General features: G+C 63.6%; 18 protein-coding genes. 14 read left to right on the forward strand and 4 right to left on the reverse strand.

Annotated features, from left to right (window positions below):
* Positions 1–167 precede the first annotated feature (167 nt).
* The 8 genes from SO180_RS13940 (at position 168) to SO180_RS13975 (ending at position 8,061) form a co-directional block, all read left to right on the forward strand.
* Positions 168–677, forward strand: coding sequence for a TRAP transporter small permease (locus SO180_RS13940; RefSeq protein WP_449379397.1), 510 nt, complete (start codon positions 168–170; stop codon positions 675–677).
* A 2-nt stretch (positions 678–679) separates the two neighbouring features.
* Positions 680–1,999, forward strand: a complete 1,320-nt coding sequence (locus SO180_RS13945) for a TRAP transporter large permease (protein WP_449379398.1) — start codon at positions 680–682, stop codon at positions 1,997–1,999.
* A 10-nt stretch (positions 2,000–2,009) separates the two neighbouring features.
* A complete protein-coding gene (locus SO180_RS13950) occupies positions 2,010–2,471 on the forward strand; it encodes a DUF3237 domain-containing protein (protein ID WP_449379399.1) in 462 nt (153 codons plus the stop codon).
* Positions 2,472–2,825: 354 nt separating this feature from the next.
* Positions 2,826–3,635 (forward strand): crotonase/enoyl-CoA hydratase family protein, encoded by an 810-nt coding sequence (locus SO180_RS13955; RefSeq protein ID WP_449379400.1) that lies wholly within the window; start codon positions 2,826–2,828, stop codon positions 3,633–3,635.
* Complete coding sequence (locus SO180_RS13960; protein ID WP_449379401.1) at positions 3,632–5,515, forward strand: feruloyl-CoA synthase; 1,884 nt, start codon at positions 3,632–3,634, stop codon at positions 5,513–5,515. Before SO180_RS13955 ends, SO180_RS13960 begins: the two co-directional genes overlap by 4 nt.
* A gap of 25 nt (positions 5,516–5,540) precedes the next feature.
* On the forward strand, positions 5,541–6,302 hold the full coding sequence (locus tag SO180_RS13965; RefSeq protein WP_449379402.1) for an SDR family NAD(P)-dependent oxidoreductase: 762 nt from the start codon (positions 5,541–5,543) through the stop codon (positions 6,300–6,302).
* An 81-nt stretch (positions 6,303–6,383) separates the two neighbouring features.
* Positions 6,384–6,818 carry an acyl-CoA thioesterase gene (locus SO180_RS13970; RefSeq protein ID WP_449379403.1) on the forward strand — a complete coding sequence of 145 codons (435 nt, stop codon included), beginning with the start codon at positions 6,384–6,386 and terminating at the stop codon, positions 6,816–6,818.
* A gap of 91 nt (positions 6,819–6,909) precedes the next feature.
* Complete coding sequence (locus tag SO180_RS13975) at positions 6,910–8,061, forward strand: ABC transporter substrate-binding protein (RefSeq protein WP_449379404.1); 1,152 nt, start codon at positions 6,910–6,912, stop codon at positions 8,059–8,061.
* Positions 8,062–8,119: 58 nt separating this feature from the next.
* Here SO180_RS13975 and SO180_RS13980 read toward each other — a convergent pair whose 3' ends face one another.
* The gene (locus SO180_RS13980; RefSeq protein ID WP_449379405.1) at positions 8,120–8,848 is read right to left on the reverse strand and encodes a glutathione S-transferase family protein; all 729 of its coding nucleotides are present in this window, start codon (positions 8,846–8,848) and stop codon (positions 8,120–8,122) included.
* 36 nt (positions 8,849–8,884) lie between these two features.
* Entirely contained in the window at positions 8,885–9,160 is a 276-nt protein-coding gene (locus tag SO180_RS13985; RefSeq protein ID WP_449379406.1) for a hypothetical protein, read from the reverse strand.
* Positions 9,161–9,274: 114 nt separating this feature from the next.
* On the opposite strand from SO180_RS13985, the gene SO180_RS13990 reads away from it, so the two are divergent.
* Together SO180_RS13990 and SO180_RS13995 are read left to right on the forward strand one after the other, a co-directional pair.
* The gene (locus SO180_RS13990) at positions 9,275–9,973 is read left to right on the forward strand and encodes a helix-turn-helix transcriptional regulator (protein WP_283038261.1); all 699 of its coding nucleotides are present in this window, start codon (positions 9,275–9,277) and stop codon (positions 9,971–9,973) included.
* Positions 9,974–9,978: 5 nt separating this feature from the next.
* Complete coding sequence (locus tag SO180_RS13995) at positions 9,979–10,305, forward strand: YkgJ family cysteine cluster protein (protein WP_449379407.1); 327 nt, start codon at positions 9,979–9,981, stop codon at positions 10,303–10,305.
* Here the strand turns inward: SO180_RS13995 and SO180_RS14000 are convergent.
* Both SO180_RS14000 and SO180_RS14005 read right to left on the reverse strand, forming a co-directional pair.
* Positions 10,302–10,700, reverse strand: coding sequence for a hypothetical protein (locus SO180_RS14000; protein WP_449379408.1), 399 nt, complete (start codon positions 10,698–10,700; stop codon positions 10,302–10,304). The genes SO180_RS13995 and SO180_RS14000 overlap by 4 nt on opposite strands.
* A gap of 126 nt (positions 10,701–10,826) precedes the next feature.
* Positions 10,827–11,174, reverse strand: coding sequence for a DUF3307 domain-containing protein (locus SO180_RS14005; RefSeq protein ID WP_449379443.1), 348 nt, complete (start codon positions 11,172–11,174; stop codon positions 10,827–10,829).
* A gap of 395 nt (positions 11,175–11,569) precedes the next feature.
* Here SO180_RS14005 and SO180_RS14010 point away from each other — a divergent pair, with 395 nt between their 5' ends.
* The 4 genes from SO180_RS14010 to SO180_RS14025 all read left to right on the forward strand — a co-directional run bounded on the left by SO180_RS14010 (position 11,570) and on the right by SO180_RS14025 (position 15,420).
* A complete protein-coding gene (locus SO180_RS14010; protein ID WP_449379409.1) occupies positions 11,570–13,027 on the forward strand; it encodes a TAXI family TRAP transporter solute-binding subunit in 1,458 nt (485 codons plus the stop codon).
* Positions 13,028–13,135: 108 nt separating this feature from the next.
* On the forward strand, positions 13,136–13,354 hold the full coding sequence (locus SO180_RS14015) for a hypothetical protein (protein ID WP_449379410.1): 219 nt from the start codon (positions 13,136–13,138) through the stop codon (positions 13,352–13,354).
* 158 nt (positions 13,355–13,512) lie between these two features.
* Positions 13,513–14,622: a cyclic nucleotide-gated ion channel gene (locus SO180_RS14020; RefSeq protein WP_449379411.1), complete on the forward strand. Its 1,110-nt coding sequence runs from the start codon at positions 13,513–13,515 to the stop codon at positions 14,620–14,622.
* A 12-nt stretch (positions 14,623–14,634) separates the two neighbouring features.
* The gene (locus SO180_RS14025) at positions 14,635–15,420 is read left to right on the forward strand and encodes an enoyl-CoA hydratase/isomerase family protein (RefSeq protein ID WP_449379412.1); all 786 of its coding nucleotides are present in this window, start codon (positions 14,635–14,637) and stop codon (positions 15,418–15,420) included.
* The last annotated feature ends 402 nt before the right edge of the window (positions 15,421–15,822 follow it).

Raw genomic sequence — 15,822 nt, forward strand, 5'->3', positions numbered from 1 at the left:
TCTCCCGCTCGCGGGAGAGGTCGGCGCAGAGCGCCGGGTGAGGGCTCTCTCCTCTTGGGGGTTCTCGATTGTGGAAGCACCCTCTCCCCAGCCCTCCCCCGCGGGCGGGGAGGGAGCGCAGCTCCACCGCGGGCACACCTCGAACTCGTCGGAAGGACTCTTTTCCCATGAAGCGCGCCTGGATGGATCGCTTTATCGATACGATCGAATGGATCGCGGCCGGCTTCGTCGGCCTCGTCGCGCTCGACATCTTCGTTTCGGTCCTGCTGCGCAACACGCTGAACTACTCGATCCCGGATTCCTTCGACATCGGCCGCATGCTGCTCGGCATCCTGATCTTCTGGGGCATCGCCGCGACCTCCTATCGCGGCACGCACATCACGGTCGACCTGGTCTGGGCCAATTCGAGCCCGCGCTATCAGCGCTGGATCGACGTGTTCGCCACCCTGGTGCTGCTGTTCGTCGTCACCGTGCAGACCTGGACGCTGTTCGACAAGGTACGCGGCACCTATAACGACAATGTGCAGACCTTCGATATGCACATGCCGACCTGGCCGTTCTTCGCGATCGCCTGGATCGGCGATGTCTCGGCGGTGCTGCTGATCGCGATCCGCACCTACCGACTGATCTTCCATCCGGAAGAGATGCACGATCCCAAGCTGAAGGCGACGGAGTAGTCATGAGCACCGATGCCGTCGCCGTAATCGGCTTCGTTTCCTTATTTCTCCTGATGCTGCTGCGCGTGCCTGTCGGCATGGCCATGGGCCTCGTCGGCGTGTCCGGCTTCTCCTATCTCGTCGGCGCCACGCCGGCGCTGAAACTGGTCGGCCAGACCTCGATGCGCACGGTCACCGACTACACTTTTGGCGTCATCCCGATGTTCTTGCTGATGGGCTCCTTCGTCAGCAATTCCGGCATGAGCCGCGAACTGTTCCGCGCCGCCAACGGCTTTGTCGGCCATTTGCGCGGCGGGCTCGGCATCGCAACCGTCGGCGCCTGCGGCGGCTTTGCCGCGATCTGCGGCTCCTCCGTCGCGACGGCCGCGACCTTCTCAGCCGTCGCCTATCCCGAGATGCGCCGCTTCGGCTATCCGCAGTCCTTTGCCACTGGCGTGATCGCAGCCGGCGGCACGCTGGGTGCGATGCTGCCGCCCTCCACCGTGCTTGCGGTCTACGGCATCATCACCGAGCAGGACATCGGAAAACTCTTCATCGCCGGTATCATCCCGGGCCTGCTGGCGATGAGCATGTACATGATCACCATCGGCCTGATCGGATACTTTCGTCCGGACTTTTTGCCGAAGGGCAAGAAACTGCCGTGGAACGAGCGCTTCGCGGGCCTCAAGGATATCTGGGCGCCGGTCCTGCTGTTCGTGTTCGTGATCGGCGGCCTCTACGGCCTGCCGTTCCTGCCTCGCTTCACGCCGACCGAAGCCGGCGGCGTCGGTGCCACCGGCGCCTTCATCATCGGCGTGCTCACCGGGCGGCTCGACCGCGAGAAGATTTTGGCCTCGCTCCTGCAGGCGACGCGCACCGCGGCCGCCGTGTTCACCGTGCTGATCGGCGCGCTGATTTTCGGCTACTTCCTGACGGTGACTCAGACCCCGCAAAAGGTCACGGAATTCCTCACAGGCCTCGGCCTCGGCTCTTACGGCGTGCTGGCGCTGATCATGGTGATGTACCTCGTGCTCGGCTGCCTGATGGACGCCATGGCAATGATCATCCTGACGGTGCCGATCATCTTCCCCGTGATCACACATCTTGGTTTTGATCCGATCTGGTTCGGCGTCATCATCGTCATGACAGTCGAGCTCGGCCTGATCCATCCGCCGGTCGGCATGAATGTCTTCGTCATCAAGAGTGTGGTGAAGGACGTGTCCTTTTCCACCATCTTCAAGGGCGTGATCCCGTTCGTGGCCACCGACCTGGTGCGGTTGGTGATCCTGATCGCCTTCCCGCTGCTGGCGACCTGGCTGCCGACGCGGATGATGGCGCATTAGGGGTGGAGTGATGACCACACCCAAGCTCGAGACAAAGTACGTCTTCACCATCACCGCGTGGATTGGTGACGTCGTCACCGCGGGCGAGACTGGTACGGGTGTCCGCCGCATCATCCCGATCATCGGCGGAGAGGTGCGGGGCGTGATCAACGGCAAGGTCTTGCCGTTTGGTGCCGACTTCCAGGTCATCCGTCCGAGCGAGCTGATCGACCTGGAAGCCAAATACGCCTTCGAAACCGACGACGGCGCCACCGTCTATGTCGAGAACAAAGGGATTCGCTTCGGCCCGGTGGACCTGCTGCAGAAGCTCAAGCGCGGCGAGCCCGTCGACCCCGAGCTGATCTACTTCCGCACCGTGCCGCGGTTCGAGACCGGACACGAGAAATACCGTTGGCTGATGCAGCACATCTTCGTGGCCTCAGCCGCACGGCACGCAGACCGCGTGGTGATCGACGTGCATCAGGTGATGTGAGACAGGCGCTTCGGCCTCGAAGCGATGGCAGGCGCCGGGACTATTAGTGGCAATGTCCGCGCCTCGCACTTCGCTCGTCCTCCCGGAGCGCGACAAAGTCGCGAGCCCGGAACCCATAATCACAGGATAGGGTTGTTGGGGAAACTCGGGCCACGAATCTTCGCCAAATATTCTCCTGGGGTATCTCGACGGGCGCAAGCGCTCGCGCGGGGTCTCGGCCCCTGCACAATTGCGCACTAGGCCTGGACGACACCGATTTGGAGCACCCTCTTGCCCACTCAACCGAACTCCCCATCGGCATATTGACTCCTCCGAAATTCGTTATACAACATAACTATTCTGAAAAGGACGCAAATGACACAGGGAAACGCCGATACCGCAACCGCGGGACCTGATGCGCTGCTTAGGATCGAGAGGGCAGGCAAGGTCTTGACCGTGGGTCTGAACCGGCCCGCCAAGCGCAATGCGCTCAATGACGGCATCATTCGCGAGATCAGCGACTGCTTTGCGACGCTGCCGGACGACATCGGCGCGGTCGTCATCCATGGCATCGGCGACCATTTCTCCTCCGGCCTCGATCTCTCCGAGCTGACCGACCACGACGCCACTGGCGGGCTTCTGCACTCCCAGATGTGGCACCGAGTGTTCGACCGCATCCAGTACAGCCGCGTGCCCGTGATCGCGGCGCTGAAGGGCGCCGTGATCGGCGGCGGGCTGGAGCTGGCCTGTGCCGCGCATATCCGCGTCGCCGAGCCCTCGACCTATTTCGCGCTGCCGGAAGGCCAGCGCGGCATCTTCGTCGGCGGCGGCGGCTCGGTGCGGCTTCCGCGGCTGATCGGCGTCGCGCGCATGATGGATATGATGCTGACCGGCCGCGTCTATTCCGCGACCGAAGGCGCCTCCTACGGCTTTGCGCAATACCTGACCGAGGAAGGCGGCTCGCTGACGAAGTCGCTCGAGCTCGCCGCCCGCATCGCCTCCAATGCGCCGCTGACCAATTTCGCCGTGCTCCAGGCGCTGCCGATGATCGCCGAGGCCAATCCGCAGACTGGCCTGCTGATGGAATCGCTGATGGCGACGGTTGCCCAGAGCGACAAGGAAGCCAAGCGACGGATCCGCGAGTTCCTCGAACACAAGACCGCCAAGGTGAAGCCCAAGTCATGAGTGCACAGCCGTCCTCTTCCACCACGGAGCGCGGCGCGAGCACCTCCCCGCTGCGGCCGATCTCGTTCGGCGATCCCGTCGTCAACATCGAGCGGCGCGATGACGGCACGATTTACCTGCGGCCAAAACAGCCGCTCGGCGACTATCCGGTGCGCATCACCGACCGCCTGCATCATTGGGCGAAGACGACGCCGGATCGCGTCTTCATGGCCGAGCGCGAAGGCGGCCGGGGCTGGCGCAAGATCACCTATGCCGAGCTCCTCACCGCGAGCCGGCACATCGCTTCCGGCCTGATCCAGCGTGGCCTGTCGGCGGAGAAGCCGGTCGTCATCCTCTCCGGCAATTCGATCGACCATGCGCTGCTCGCCTTTGGCGCCTATTACGCCGGCATCCCGTTCTGCCCGGTCTCGCCGGCCTATTCGCTGGTCTCGAAGGACTACGGCAAGCTATCGTACCTGATGAAGCTGCTGACGCCGGGCCTCGTCTTTGCCGAGGACGCCGACAAATTCGCGAACGCGCTTGCCGGCAACGTCTCGCCCGGCATCGAGATCGCCGCGTCCTACGGCACCGTCCCGGGGCACGACGTCACGCTGCTCGCCGACCTCATGGCGACGCCGATCCATCCCGCGCTCGACGAGCTGCATGGGAGAATCGGCCCCGATACGATCGCGAAATTCCTACTGACGTCAGGATCGACGGGCAATCCCAAGGCGGTCATCAACACCCAGCGCATGATCTGCGCCAACCAGGTGATGCTGCGCGAGACGCTGGCCTTCCTCAAGGACGAGCCGCCGGTCATCATCGACTGGCTGCCCTGGAACCACACCTTTGGCGGCAATCACAATATCGGTTTGACCCTCTATAACGGCGGCTCGATGTATCTCGATGCCGGCAAGCCGGTGCCCGGCGGAATCGAGGAGACCGTGCGCAATCTCCAGGAGATTTCGCCGACGGTCTATTTCAACGTGCCAAAGGGCTACGAATCGCTGCTGCCCTATTTGCGCGACGACCAGGGCCTGCGCGCAAAATTCTTCGACCGCCTGCACGCGATGTTCTTCTCCGGCGCGGCGCTTTCGCCCTTCGTCTGGAACAGCCTCGATGAGCTTGCGGTGAAGGAGAAGGGCTATCGCGTGCCGATGCTGACTGGCCTTGGCGCCACCGAAACCGCGCCGTTCTTCATGTCGGTCAATCCACGCACCAGCCGTTCCGGCCATGTCGGCCTGCCGGTCTCCGGCAATGACGCCAAGCTCGTGCCCAACAACGGCAAGCTGGAAGTTCGCTGCAAGGGCCCGAACGTCATGCCTGGCTACTGGCGCCAGGCGGAGGTCACCGCAAAATCCTTCGACGAGGAAGGCTTTTACAAACTCGGCGATGCACTCAAGCCCGCCGACCCTGATGACTTCAATGCCGGTTTCGACTTCGACGGCCGCGTCAGCGAGGACTTCAAGCTCGCGAGCGGCACCTGGGTCAGCGTCGGCCCCTTGCGCGCGCGCTTCGTTGCCGCCTGCGCGCCTTTGGTGCGCGACGTCGTGATCGCCGGCATCAACCGCGACGAGATTTCCGCGCTCGTTGTGCTCGACCTCGACGGCTGCCGCCTGATCAATCCGACGCTGCCGGCCGACGATCTCGTCGTCACCGCGCGCGACCGCCTGGTCCGCGAGGCGTTCCGCGAGCGCCTCACCCAGTTCCTCGGCTCGGCGACCGGCTCCTCGACCAGGATTACCCGCGCGATCCTTCTGGACACGCCGCTCTCGATCGACAAGGGCGAGGTCACCGACAAAGGCTCGATAAACCAGCGCGCCGTGCTCGAGCATCGCACCGCACTGATAGACGAGCTCTATGCTGCAAATCCATCGGACCGTGTGATATCGGTCGCTTAGAAACAATCCGCCAAAGGAGAACGCCATGTTGTTGAAGGATCAGGCAGCCATCGTGACCGGCGGTGCATCGGGACTGGGTGCGGCGACCGCACGCAAGCTGGCGGCGCAGGGCGCCAAGGTCGCAGTCTGCGACCTCAACACCAAGCTCGCCGAAACAGTCGCGGCCGAGATCAAGGGCGTCGCCGTGACCTGCGACGTTTCCGATGCCGCCTCGGCCGAAGCCGCGATCGCGGCTGCCACCAAGGCGCATGGTCCGGCCCGCGTGCTCGTCAATTGCGCCGGCATCGGCGTTGCCAAACGCGTGGTCGGCCGCGATGGTCCGATGGCGCTTGCCGATTTCGACAAGGTGATCAAGGTCAACCTGATCGGCACCTTCAACATGTTGCGTCTTGCCGCCACCGAAATGTCCAAGCTCGAGCCGCAGGCGAGCGGCGAGCGCGGTGTCATCATCAACACCGCTTCCGTCGCGGCTTATGACGGCCAGATCGGCCAGTCCGCCTATTCGGCGTCCAAGGGCGGCATCGTCGGCATGACGCTGCCGATCGCGCGCGAGCTCGCGCAGTTCGGCGTCCGCGTGCTGACCATTGCCCCCGGCCTGTTCCTCACGCCGCTGCTCGCCAACCTGCCGCAGGAGGCACAGGATTCGCTCGCCGCCGCGATCCCGTTCCCGCGCCGGCTCGGCCACGCCGACGAATTCGCGTCGCTCGCGCTGCACATGGTCGAGAATGCCTATCTCAACGGCGAGGTCGTGCGGCTCGACGGCTCGCTGCGCATGGCGCCGAAGTAAACCGAACGGCTGTAGCCGCGACTTCCACCTTACCTCTCCCTCCGGGAGAGGTGTGGCGCAGCACTAGTGGGTATATCACGCATGTTCGTCCATCGGCGCGACGTCCAGATCCAGTGGGGTGACTGCGACCCCGCCAACATCGTCTATTATCCGCGCTATTTCTCGATGTTCGACGATTCGACCTCGGTCCTGTTCGAGAAGGCCGGCTTCTCGAAACAGGACCTGGTCCACAAATATGGCCTGGTCGGCATTCCCATGGTCGACACGAGGGCGAAGTTCTACATCCCCTCGACCCACGGCGACTGGATCACCATCGAGACGAAGATCGAGAGCATCAAGCGCTCGAGCTTCGAGGTAAAGCACGACGTCTACAAGGGCGAGGACTTGGCGACCAGAGCCTTGGCGATCGAGGCCTTCGAGACCCGTGTCCTCGTCGGCCGCGACCCGGCCAATCCCGACAAGCTGAAATCCGCGGCGTTTCCGCCGGAGATGGTGGCCAAATTCGTGGGCAATTAGATTCTGGAGCTAAATCGCCGCACCGCCCAAAGACGGGGCTGAATTCGATCACAAAGTCTGCTTTCAAAGGCACACCTTAAGGGAGGAATAGATGAAACGCTTTTACCTGACCGCCGCTGTTGCGGCGGCAACGTTGGCCCTGCCGGCGCTGCCCGCGATGGCCCAGACCAACGAAATCACCATCGGCATCACCACCACCACGACAGGCCCGGGCGCGGCGCTCGGCATTCCCGAGCGCAATGCGCTGGAGTTCGTGCCGAAGGAAATCGCCGGCGTGCCGCTGAAGGTGATCGTGCTCGATGATGGCGGCGATCCGACCACCGCGACCACCAACGCGCGGCGCTTCGTCACGGAATCCAAGGCCGACATCATCATGGGCTCGGCGCTGACGCCACCGACGATTGCGGTCTCCAACGTCGCGAACGAAGCCGGCATTCCGCATTTCGGCCTCGCTCCCTTTCCGATCACCCCCGAGCGCATGAAGTGGTCGGTGGCGATGCCGCAGCCGATCCCGATCGTGGGCAAGGTGCTGTACGACCACATGAAGGCCAAGGGCGTGAAAACGGTCGGCTATATCGGCTATTCCGACTCCTATGGCGACCTCTGGTTCAACGACCTGAAGGCGCAGACCGGACCGATGGGCATAACCATCGTCGACGAGGAGCGCTTCGCGCGTCCCGATACGTCGGTGACCGGACAGGTGCTCAAGCTCGTCGCCGCCAATCCCGACGCGATCCTGGTCGGCGCATCCGGCACTGCAGCCGCGCTGCCGCAGACCGAGCTGCGCGAGCGCGGCTATCAGGGCCTGATCTACCAGACCCACGGCGCGGCGAGCATGGATTTCATCCGCATCGCCGGCAAGGCGGCGGAGGGCGTGCTGATGGCTTCAGGGCCCGTGATGGATCCCGAAGACCAGCCGGACGAGGCGCAGACCAAGAAGCCGGGCCTTGCCCTCAATACCGCCTATGAAGCGAAGTACGGCCCGAACAGCCGCAGCCAATTCGCCGGCCACTCCTATGATGCGTTCGAGCTTCTGAAGCGCATTATCCCGACGGCGCTGAAGACCGCCAAGCCCGGCACGCCGGAATTCCGTGAGGCGATCCGCCAGGCCCTGCTGTCGGAGAAGGAATTGGCCGCAAGCCAGGGCGTCTACAACTTCACCGACAAGGATCGGTATGGCCTTGACGAGCGCTCACGCATCCTGCTCACGGTGACGAACGGCAAGTACAAGCTGGTGAAGTGAGAGCAGCGATCACTCGAAGGCGATCAGAGCCGGCCATGAAGGGCCGGCTCTTTTCTTTTCAGGCCGCCTCTCGGAGCTTGGTCCAGGCGAACTCCGGATAGTACTGATCCATCATGCGGTCGACATAGGCGGTGAGGTTCGGAAACTCTTCCGCCTGCTCGCGCAGCTTGGATTCGAAGAATGGCGTCATGATTCCAGCGAGCGCGCCGAACGCAGTGGCGTCGACGCCCGAAGGCTTGTTGCCCATCAGATGGGCCTTGTCGCCGAGCTGCACGGACAGCGCGAACAGCGAGCGCACGGCGAGATCGACGTCGTCATCGGGCGCATGGCGGCCGAGGCCAGAGAGCAGATAGTTCTCGGCGACGCGGAATTGCGCGTCCTCGCGCAGCTTCTCGCGATTGTGCTCAGGCGCGCCGTCGAAGAAATGCGCCGGGCCCTTGGCGAAATTGACCGGGTCCACCCAGCGCGCTCCGACCAGTCCCCAATAGACGTGATGCTCGATCATGCGCTCGAAGGCCCATGCCTGCGCGCGTTCCTGCAACGACAGGCCGGCGTCGAAGTCGAAACCATAGCGACGCTCGATATGCGCGCGGATAAAGGTGGAGTCGGCAACTGCCTCGCCGTCGTCGTCGATGAACGGCAGCTGCCCCTTGGGCGAAGCTGGCGGCATCGCCCGCTCCTTCCGGTAGGGCAGTCCTGCCATTTTCAGCTGCACCTCCGTCTTGGTGACGAAGGGGCTGATTTCCGGCAAGCCGAAGCCGATGCCAAAGCCGTAAAGCGTGATCATGCTCTTGCTCCTGATCCCCGAAACAGTTGTTGGAACCTACCGACCGGCTGCTGCCACCATGGTGGCAGCAGCCGTGATATCCTGCGCGAAACGGGCCCCGTGCCAGGCGCGGCCCATGACGTGACAAACCACGGCGTTCGCAGCTCCGAGCAGCGAGCGCGCCGCGAGAGTGACGATCGCGAGACGGAGGTCGACGAACATGAGATCGAACGCGCCGAGACGGCCAAGAGCACGGCCAAGAGTGAAGGTTTGCAGCAAGGCCTGCACCCGCCACAGCGGGCTCGCCTGGCCGAAGGTGGTGGGAAGCATCATGGACAAATCCTCTTCATTCGAAGTGTTGTCCCGGTATAGAACTCCCCTGCTGCCAACATCCTGTCAGCATCCGCGCGCCGGTTTTTTAAACGGTGCCAAATCGGAAGACGTGTCATGAGACGTGCCGACCGGCTGTTTCAGATCATCCAGGTGCTTCGGCGCAGCCGCAAACCGTTGACGGCGGACGCGATCGCGGCCGAGCTCGAAACCTCCAAGCGCACCGTCTATCGGGACATCGCCACGCTGATCGGCCAGCGCGTGCCGATCCGCGGCGAAGCTGGCATGGGCTATATCCTCGAAAAGGGCTTTGACCTGCCGCCTTTGATGCTGACGCCCGATGAGATCGAGGCGGCGGTGCTGGGCGCGCAATGGGTTGCCGGCCACGCCGACACGGCGCTGGCGCGCGCCGCCGAGGATCTGATGGCGAAGATTGCCGACACCGTGCCCGAGCGCCTGCGTCCTTTCGTGCTGGAGCCGGCAAGCCGTGCGCGACCGAGCTGGAATCGCGAACCCGATCGCATGGACATGGTGCGCACGCGCACGCAGATCCATGAGGGCAAGAAGATCACGCTGCGCTATCGCGACGAACAGGGCCGCGACAGCCAGCGCACGATCTGGCCGATTGCAGTCGGTTATCTCGAGGCCGTGCGGCTGCTCGCAGCCTGGTGCGAGCTGCGCAGCGATTTCCGCAGCTTCCGCACCGACCGCGTGGTAGATGCGACCTATCTCGACGAGAGATATCCGGAGCGGCGCGACGTGCTGCGCGCCAAGTGGCGGCAGAGCCTGGTCTGGGGTCCTCCGAAGGACAATTGAGCGACATGGACCAGAATTCCGCGACCGACCTATCGCAGCTCTGCCAGGCTTGCGGCGCCTGCTGCGCCTATTCGGCGAACTGGCCGCGCTTCTCGATCGAGAGCGAGGAGGAGCTCGCAGCTATCCCGCAAGCCTTCGTCAACGATCGGCAATCGGGCATGCGCTGCGACGGCAACCGTTGTTCGGCGCTGAAAGGGAAGATCGGGGATGCGACCGCCTGCGGCGTCTATGCCGTGCGGCCGGAGGTGTGCCGCACCTGCATGCCCGGCGATGCCGAATGCGCGATGGCGCGGCGGAAGTTCGGACTGCCGGTGATCGAGACGATAACTTAAGCCGGGACGGCTTCCGCGAGATCGTCGTCGAGCTCGTCCTCGAGCGGCGCAAGCACCGAGAGCGGTTTGGTCGACAGCGTAATCGGCTTGCGGCTGCCCGACAGCGACGGCGATGCCTTCGCCGTGCTTTCACGCGACAGCGCGTAAAGCGTGGAGCCGACGCGTCCCCCGCTCTCGATCAGTTCGCGCTCCGTGCAGCTCGCCGCGATTGCGATCGCCAGCGAATGCAGATGGCTGCGGCGGTAGCAAAACAGGGCCAGCCTGGCGCGGGCCTCGGGGGCAACACTCTCAACCAGCCTCGGCAGGCCGCTTTCGCTGGCGCGATACATCTCGCCAAGGAGCTCGTCGCGGACCGGGCAGAAATCGCTTTCGTAGGCGTCTCGGCTTGAAAACATTGCGATTCTCCTCGTATGCCGAAGATGCCGCGCAATCCTCTAACGAAAGGTTAACCACACGAGCCTGTAGTGTCCCGGGGTCTTTCCCCCGATTTGCGAATCGGAACGCCGCCGAAGCCTGCGAGCTCAGTTCGCCGCCATGAAGATCGACAGCCCAAAACCGGTGAGGTGGTGCAGCGCCTGGTCGACGCCGATCAGGGTCCAGAACCAGGGGTGCTCCTGGTTGACGCCGAAATTGGCCGAGACCAACCCCTTGGCCCGATCGACCGTGATGTGAATCGCGAAATCAATCAGGGCGACGAACCAGAATTTTGGCGCGACTATCAGGATCAGCGGCAGCGCAACCGCAAGGTGAACCAGGCAATGCACCAGGAGCGGCAGAGCCCAGCCATGCTTCTGGTCCTTGCCATGCGCCATCCAGGCGGTCTGCAGGACGAAGTCGGCGATGATGTGCTTGAAGGTGAGCAGCAGCATCCAGCCAATGAGCGCTTCGACCGGAACCGCCGATGACATGGGTGGAAACGACAAAGCTGGACGCCCTCATTGAACGTGGAAGAAAAAATGGAGCGTTCAGTGCGACTTCTTCTTGGGTCCGGCCAAATCGCCGAGATCGCGCTTTTATGACATCTCTCGCGGTGGAATGCACCCCGGAAGGAACCGGAAAATCGCAAGGTTTGGCGCAACGTCGATGAGGACCGCCGCCGCCGCCCCCTCGCGGTAACGTTACCCGCGGCTCGAAATTTGCATTCTGCCGCCAGAGAGCTATCATCCTCAGGCAGAGGATTATCGTATTTTTTTCAGACGCTTACGAATTTTCGAGCGGCCTTTGCCGGCAAGCCGGCCGCCGCCATGCAAGGATAAGGCCGGCCATGAGTGCTGAAGGCCAGATGTCATCGCCCGAGCAGTCCCCGCCGTCGCGCCCGAAGGTCATCAAGACCAATCAGCAGCAGGTCGTGCTGTATGTCGTGCTGACCTTGATCCTGTCGCTGGCCACCGTCTGGGGCGGCCGGGCCATGCTGCGCAATTCGGAGACCCTGATCTTTGCCGTCGGCGATGCCAACAGCGACGAGGCGCGTTTCGCCAACAAGCTCGCCGCCGTGCTCAAGAACAATGCCTCCCGGTTCCGGATCAAGATCGTCAACAATCCTGACAACGCCAAAGCGATTGCCCAATTCGACCGCAAGCAGGCCGATCTCGCCATCCTGCGCACCGACGGCAAGGTGCCGCCGCGGGCGCGCGCGCTCGCCATCCTCGAGCATGATCTCGTGCTGCTGCTCGGCCCCGGCAACAAGAAGGTCAAGTCGCTCGCGGAATTGAAAAAGAAGAAGGTCGCGGTGCTCGCCGAGAACGACAATTCGCTCGCCTTCGTCCGCAGCATCCTCGACGTCCCCGACACGCCGGACGCTGCGGCACGCGTGCAGATGGCCCCGCAGGGCGTAACGCTGGACAAGCTGCTGGCGCCCGCTAGCGGCTATTCCGCGGTGATCGCCATCGTCCACGCCTCCAAGGCGGTGCGCGACAAGGCCTATGAGCAGGTCGCCAAGCGCGGCGGCTTCACATTGAACGCGATCGACGAGGCCAAGGCGCTGGCGCGCAAGATTCCCGGCATTTCCGAGGAGACCTTGACCGCGGGCACGCTGTCGGCCTCGCCGGAGATTCCCGACGACGATCTCGATACGATCGGGCTCGAATGGCTGCTGGTCGCACAGTCGAAGATGTCGTTGTCCACCGCAGGCGACCTCGCGCGCATCGTCTACGAGAACAAGTCCGAGCTCGGCCTCGAAAGTGGATTCGCCACCCGGATCGAGCCGGCTTCCGTCGACAAGGACGCCTTCGTCATGGCGCACCAGGGCGCGGCCGACTACATCAACGATGACACCAAGTCGTTTATGGATAAATACAGCGACATGATGTATCTGGGCGCCGGCGCGCTCAGCGTCATCGGCTCGATCTTCGCGGCAATTTACGCCAAGGTCACCAGGATCGCACCAGAGAAGGCCAGCGAGCTCTCCACGGCCATCCTCGATGTCGGCGAGCGCGTCGAGCATGCCCATTCGCTCGATGAGCTCGAGTGCCTGGCAGACGAGCTCGAAGCGATCCTGCGCAGAGCCGTGGTGGGATTAAGAGACGGCACGATCAGTACCGACGGGCTCGATACGTTCAAGCTCGGCTATGAATTCGTCCGCGACGAGATCGGCATGCGGCGCGAGCATTTGAAGCGGCACGCAGGCGATGCCGAGAAGCACGCTAGCGAGGCCTCGGCGCGCGAAGCCGCTGCACATGACGACACCAACGTGGTGGTGGTGAAGACCGCACACAGTGCGTGAGGCCTGACCTCGCACGCAGCGCAGGGAACCTGCGCGCGCGACGGCGTCGCGCATCGGGAACTGACTTGACCTGCAACCGTTGATGCTCCGCGCAACCGGAGATCGGCCATGCGTGCACTGCTCATCATCATCCTGCTCGCGATGCTCGCTGGCGTCGGGTATTTCGCCTACTCCGCCCTGTCCGCCGACGGTGAGCCGATTCCGACGGAAGGTTACATTGCGCTCGCGCTGGGCGCGGGCTTCTCGGTGATCGTCGGCGTCGGGCTCATGGCGCTGCTGTTCTTCTCGAGCCGCCGCGGCTACGACGAGCCGCCGCATTTCAAGTAACGGTCTCCTCCATTTCGGCCCATGATTGCGGCTTGCATGGCAGGCCGCGATAATGCTGTCAGCGTCCGATCGTTGACGGCCCCCGTCCGCGCAGGCACTTTGGCGCGACCGTCCCAACCGGGACCGGCATTCCAGCCAAGACCGGACCTCAATCCCGTATGTCTAAGCCGTTGATTCCCCCTCTGGCGAAATTCGTGGCCGCGACGGCCGGCCGGAACATGACCACGGCGGCCTATGTCGCGGTCACGGTCGGCGTCGTGACCATGATGCTGTTGACGGTCAACCCGGCCTATGAAACCGCGCATCACTGGGCGAACGCCGTGCTGTGGGCGTGCCTGGCCTATTTCGTGTTCGAATGGCTGGTCCGGTTGCGCCACATGGCAAGACAGCAGCGACTGGGGCTCTACGTGCTGTCCTCGAGCGGACTGGTCGATGCGATCGGGGCGTTGGCGGTGCCCGTCGCGCTGGTGCTGGGTGTCGAACCCAAGACGGCATGGCTCCTCAGCGTACTCTGGGTGCTGAAGGTCGTGCCGGGCATTCCGGGCCTGCGCCAGCTTCGCCGCGTGCTGGTACTGGAATCGGGACCGTTGCTCAGCGTGCTCGTGATCTTCCTGATGGTGGTGTTCCTCGCCTCCGTTGCTGAATATTTCCTCGAGCGCGACGTGCAGCCCCAGACCTTCGGCAGCGTGCCGTCGGCACTATGGTGGGCGGTGGTGACGCTGACGACGACGGGCTATGGCGACGTCGTGCCGGTGACGCCGCTCGGGCGGATGGTAGCAGCGTTGGTGATGATCTCCGGCCTTGGGGTGTTCGGCCTGTGGACCGGTATTCTGGCGACTGGCTTCGCCGCCGAGACGCGGCGCGACAATTTCCTCAAGACCTGGGAGACCGTCAGCAAGGTGCCGTTCTTTGCCGCTCTCGGACCGTCCGCGATCGCCGACGTCACCCATATGCTGCGCACCATGGATTTGCCCGCCCGCACCATGATCATCAGGAAGGGCGCGCAGGGCGACTGCATGTATTTCATCGCCTCCGGCGAGGTCGAGGTCGATCTGCCCGGCAAGAAGGTGGCGCTCGGCGAAGGCGCATTCTTCGGCGAGATGGCGCTGCTCGGCAACAACGTGCGCGGTGCCAACGTCACGACCGTCAAGGTCTCGCGGCTGCTCGTGCTCGACCTCGTCGATTTCCGCGTGCTGATGGCGCGGCATCCCGATCTCGCCGAGACCATTGATGCCGAAGCCAAACGCCGCGCACTCGAAAACAAGTAGATGGAGACGGCAATGTCGGATGCGGCCGAGACCGCCAGCACGCCCCTGCTCGACATCGACGGCGCGCGTGCCACCGTACGCCTCAACCGTCCCAGGCATCTCAACCGGTTGCAGGCTGAAGATCTCGCCGAGCTCTTGAAACTGTTCGACCGGATCGAGGCCGATCCCGCGATCCGCGTGCTGGTGCTGACCGGCACCGGGCGCGCCTTCTCCGCCGGCTACGATCTCAATTCGGTGGCCGAGCGCGCAGTGAGCGCCAGCGAGCAGCAGAGCGCGGGCTCGGCGTTCGAGGTGGTCGTCAACCGCCTGGAGGATCTCGGCGTGCCCACGATCTGCCGACTCAACGGCGGCGTCTATGGCGGCTCGACCGATCTTGCGCTCGCCTGCGACTTCCGTATCGGCGCCGACACCGCCGAGATGTTCATGCCTGCTGCACGGCTGGGACTTCACTACTACACCAGCGGCATCAAGCGTTATGTGACGCGGCTCGGCGTCGACAACGCCAAGATGTTGTTCCTGACCGCGCAGAAGATTACCGCGCCGGAGATGCTGCGCATCGGCTATCTCACCGCTATGGTGGCATCAGAGCTTCTCGACGAGGAAGTCGACAAGCTCGCCAATATCCTCGCTGGCAACGCGCCGATCGCGATGCGCGGCATGAAGCGCGCCATCAACGAATTCGCCCGCGGCGCGCTCGATGAAGAGGCCGCCGACCAGCGTCACCGCGAGAGCATGCGCGGCGACGAGATCAAGGAAGGCATCAAGGCCTTCGCGGAAAAACGGCCGCCGCGGTTTTGACTTCGGCAAAATCGGCAACCACGATCTCGCGCCACGACCGCTTCCTGTGATTATGGATGCCGGGCTCGCGCTTGGCGCGCACGGGACGACGAGTTGAGATTGAGGCGCAACTGCCTCCCACACGTCGTTGCGAGCGCAGCGAAGCAATCCAGATTGTCGCCGCGCAAAGACTCTGGATTGCTTCGCTGCGCTCGCAATGACGGAGAAGAGATGGTGACGCCACCCTCATGCAGATAACCGCTGCTCGCCGTCGGAACGTCGCGTGACGCCGCATCGCGACGCGCAAAACCTAAAGGCCGGCCCGCCCCTCTCTCCCCACGAAACAGTACAGAAACACGATTCCTGCCAGCGCGAATGAACGCGTTTCGCGGTCATGCCGACCGAGATGCAGGGACACAACAA

The organism is Bradyrhizobium sp. UFLA05-112, assembly GCF_053572325.1.

Bases quoted from the DNA above. Each gene is read 5' to 3' on its own strand.
- SO180_RS13940 (WP_449379397.1), top strand. From the start codon at position 168: ATGAAGCGCGCCTGGATGGATCGCTTTATCGATACGATCGAATGGATC.
- SO180_RS13945 (WP_449379398.1), top strand. From the start codon at position 680: ATGAGCACCGATGCCGTCGCCGTAATCGGCTTCGTTTCCTTATTTCTC.
- SO180_RS13950 (WP_449379399.1), top strand. From the start codon at position 2,010: ATGACCACACCCAAGCTCGAGACAAAGTACGTCTTCACCATCACCGCG.
- SO180_RS13955 (WP_449379400.1), top strand. From the start codon at position 2,826: ATGACACAGGGAAACGCCGATACCGCAACCGCGGGACCTGATGCGCTG.
- SO180_RS13960 (WP_449379401.1), top strand. From the start codon at position 3,632: ATGAGTGCACAGCCGTCCTCTTCCACCACGGAGCGCGGCGCGAGCACC.
- SO180_RS13965 (WP_449379402.1), top strand. From the start codon at position 5,541: ATGTTGTTGAAGGATCAGGCAGCCATCGTGACCGGCGGTGCATCGGGA.
- SO180_RS13970 (WP_449379403.1), top strand. From the start codon at position 6,384: ATGTTCGTCCATCGGCGCGACGTCCAGATCCAGTGGGGTGACTGCGAC.
- SO180_RS13975 (WP_449379404.1), top strand. From the start codon at position 6,910: ATGAAACGCTTTTACCTGACCGCCGCTGTTGCGGCGGCAACGTTGGCC.
- SO180_RS13980 (WP_449379405.1), bottom strand. From the start codon at position 8,848: ATGATCACGCTTTACGGCTTTGGCATCGGCTTCGGCTTGCCGGAAATC.
- SO180_RS13985 (WP_449379406.1), bottom strand. From the start codon at position 9,160: ATGATGCTTCCCACCACCTTCGGCCAGGCGAGCCCGCTGTGGCGGGTG.
- SO180_RS13990 (WP_283038261.1), top strand. From the start codon at position 9,275: ATGAGACGTGCCGACCGGCTGTTTCAGATCATCCAGGTGCTTCGGCGC.
- SO180_RS13995 (WP_449379407.1), top strand. From the start codon at position 9,979: ATGGACCAGAATTCCGCGACCGACCTATCGCAGCTCTGCCAGGCTTGC.
- SO180_RS14000 (WP_449379408.1), bottom strand. From the start codon at position 10,700: ATGTTTTCAAGCCGAGACGCCTACGAAAGCGATTTCTGCCCGGTCCGC.
- SO180_RS14005 (WP_449379443.1), bottom strand. From the start codon at position 11,174: ATGCTGCTGCTCACCTTCAAGCACATCATCGCCGACTTCGTCCTGCAG.
- SO180_RS14010 (WP_449379409.1), top strand. From the start codon at position 11,570: ATGAGTGCTGAAGGCCAGATGTCATCGCCCGAGCAGTCCCCGCCGTCG.
- SO180_RS14015 (WP_449379410.1), top strand. From the start codon at position 13,136: ATGCGTGCACTGCTCATCATCATCCTGCTCGCGATGCTCGCTGGCGTC.
- SO180_RS14020 (WP_449379411.1), top strand. From the start codon at position 13,513: ATGTCTAAGCCGTTGATTCCCCCTCTGGCGAAATTCGTGGCCGCGACG.
- SO180_RS14025 (WP_449379412.1), top strand. From the start codon at position 14,635: ATGTCGGATGCGGCCGAGACCGCCAGCACGCCCCTGCTCGACATCGAC.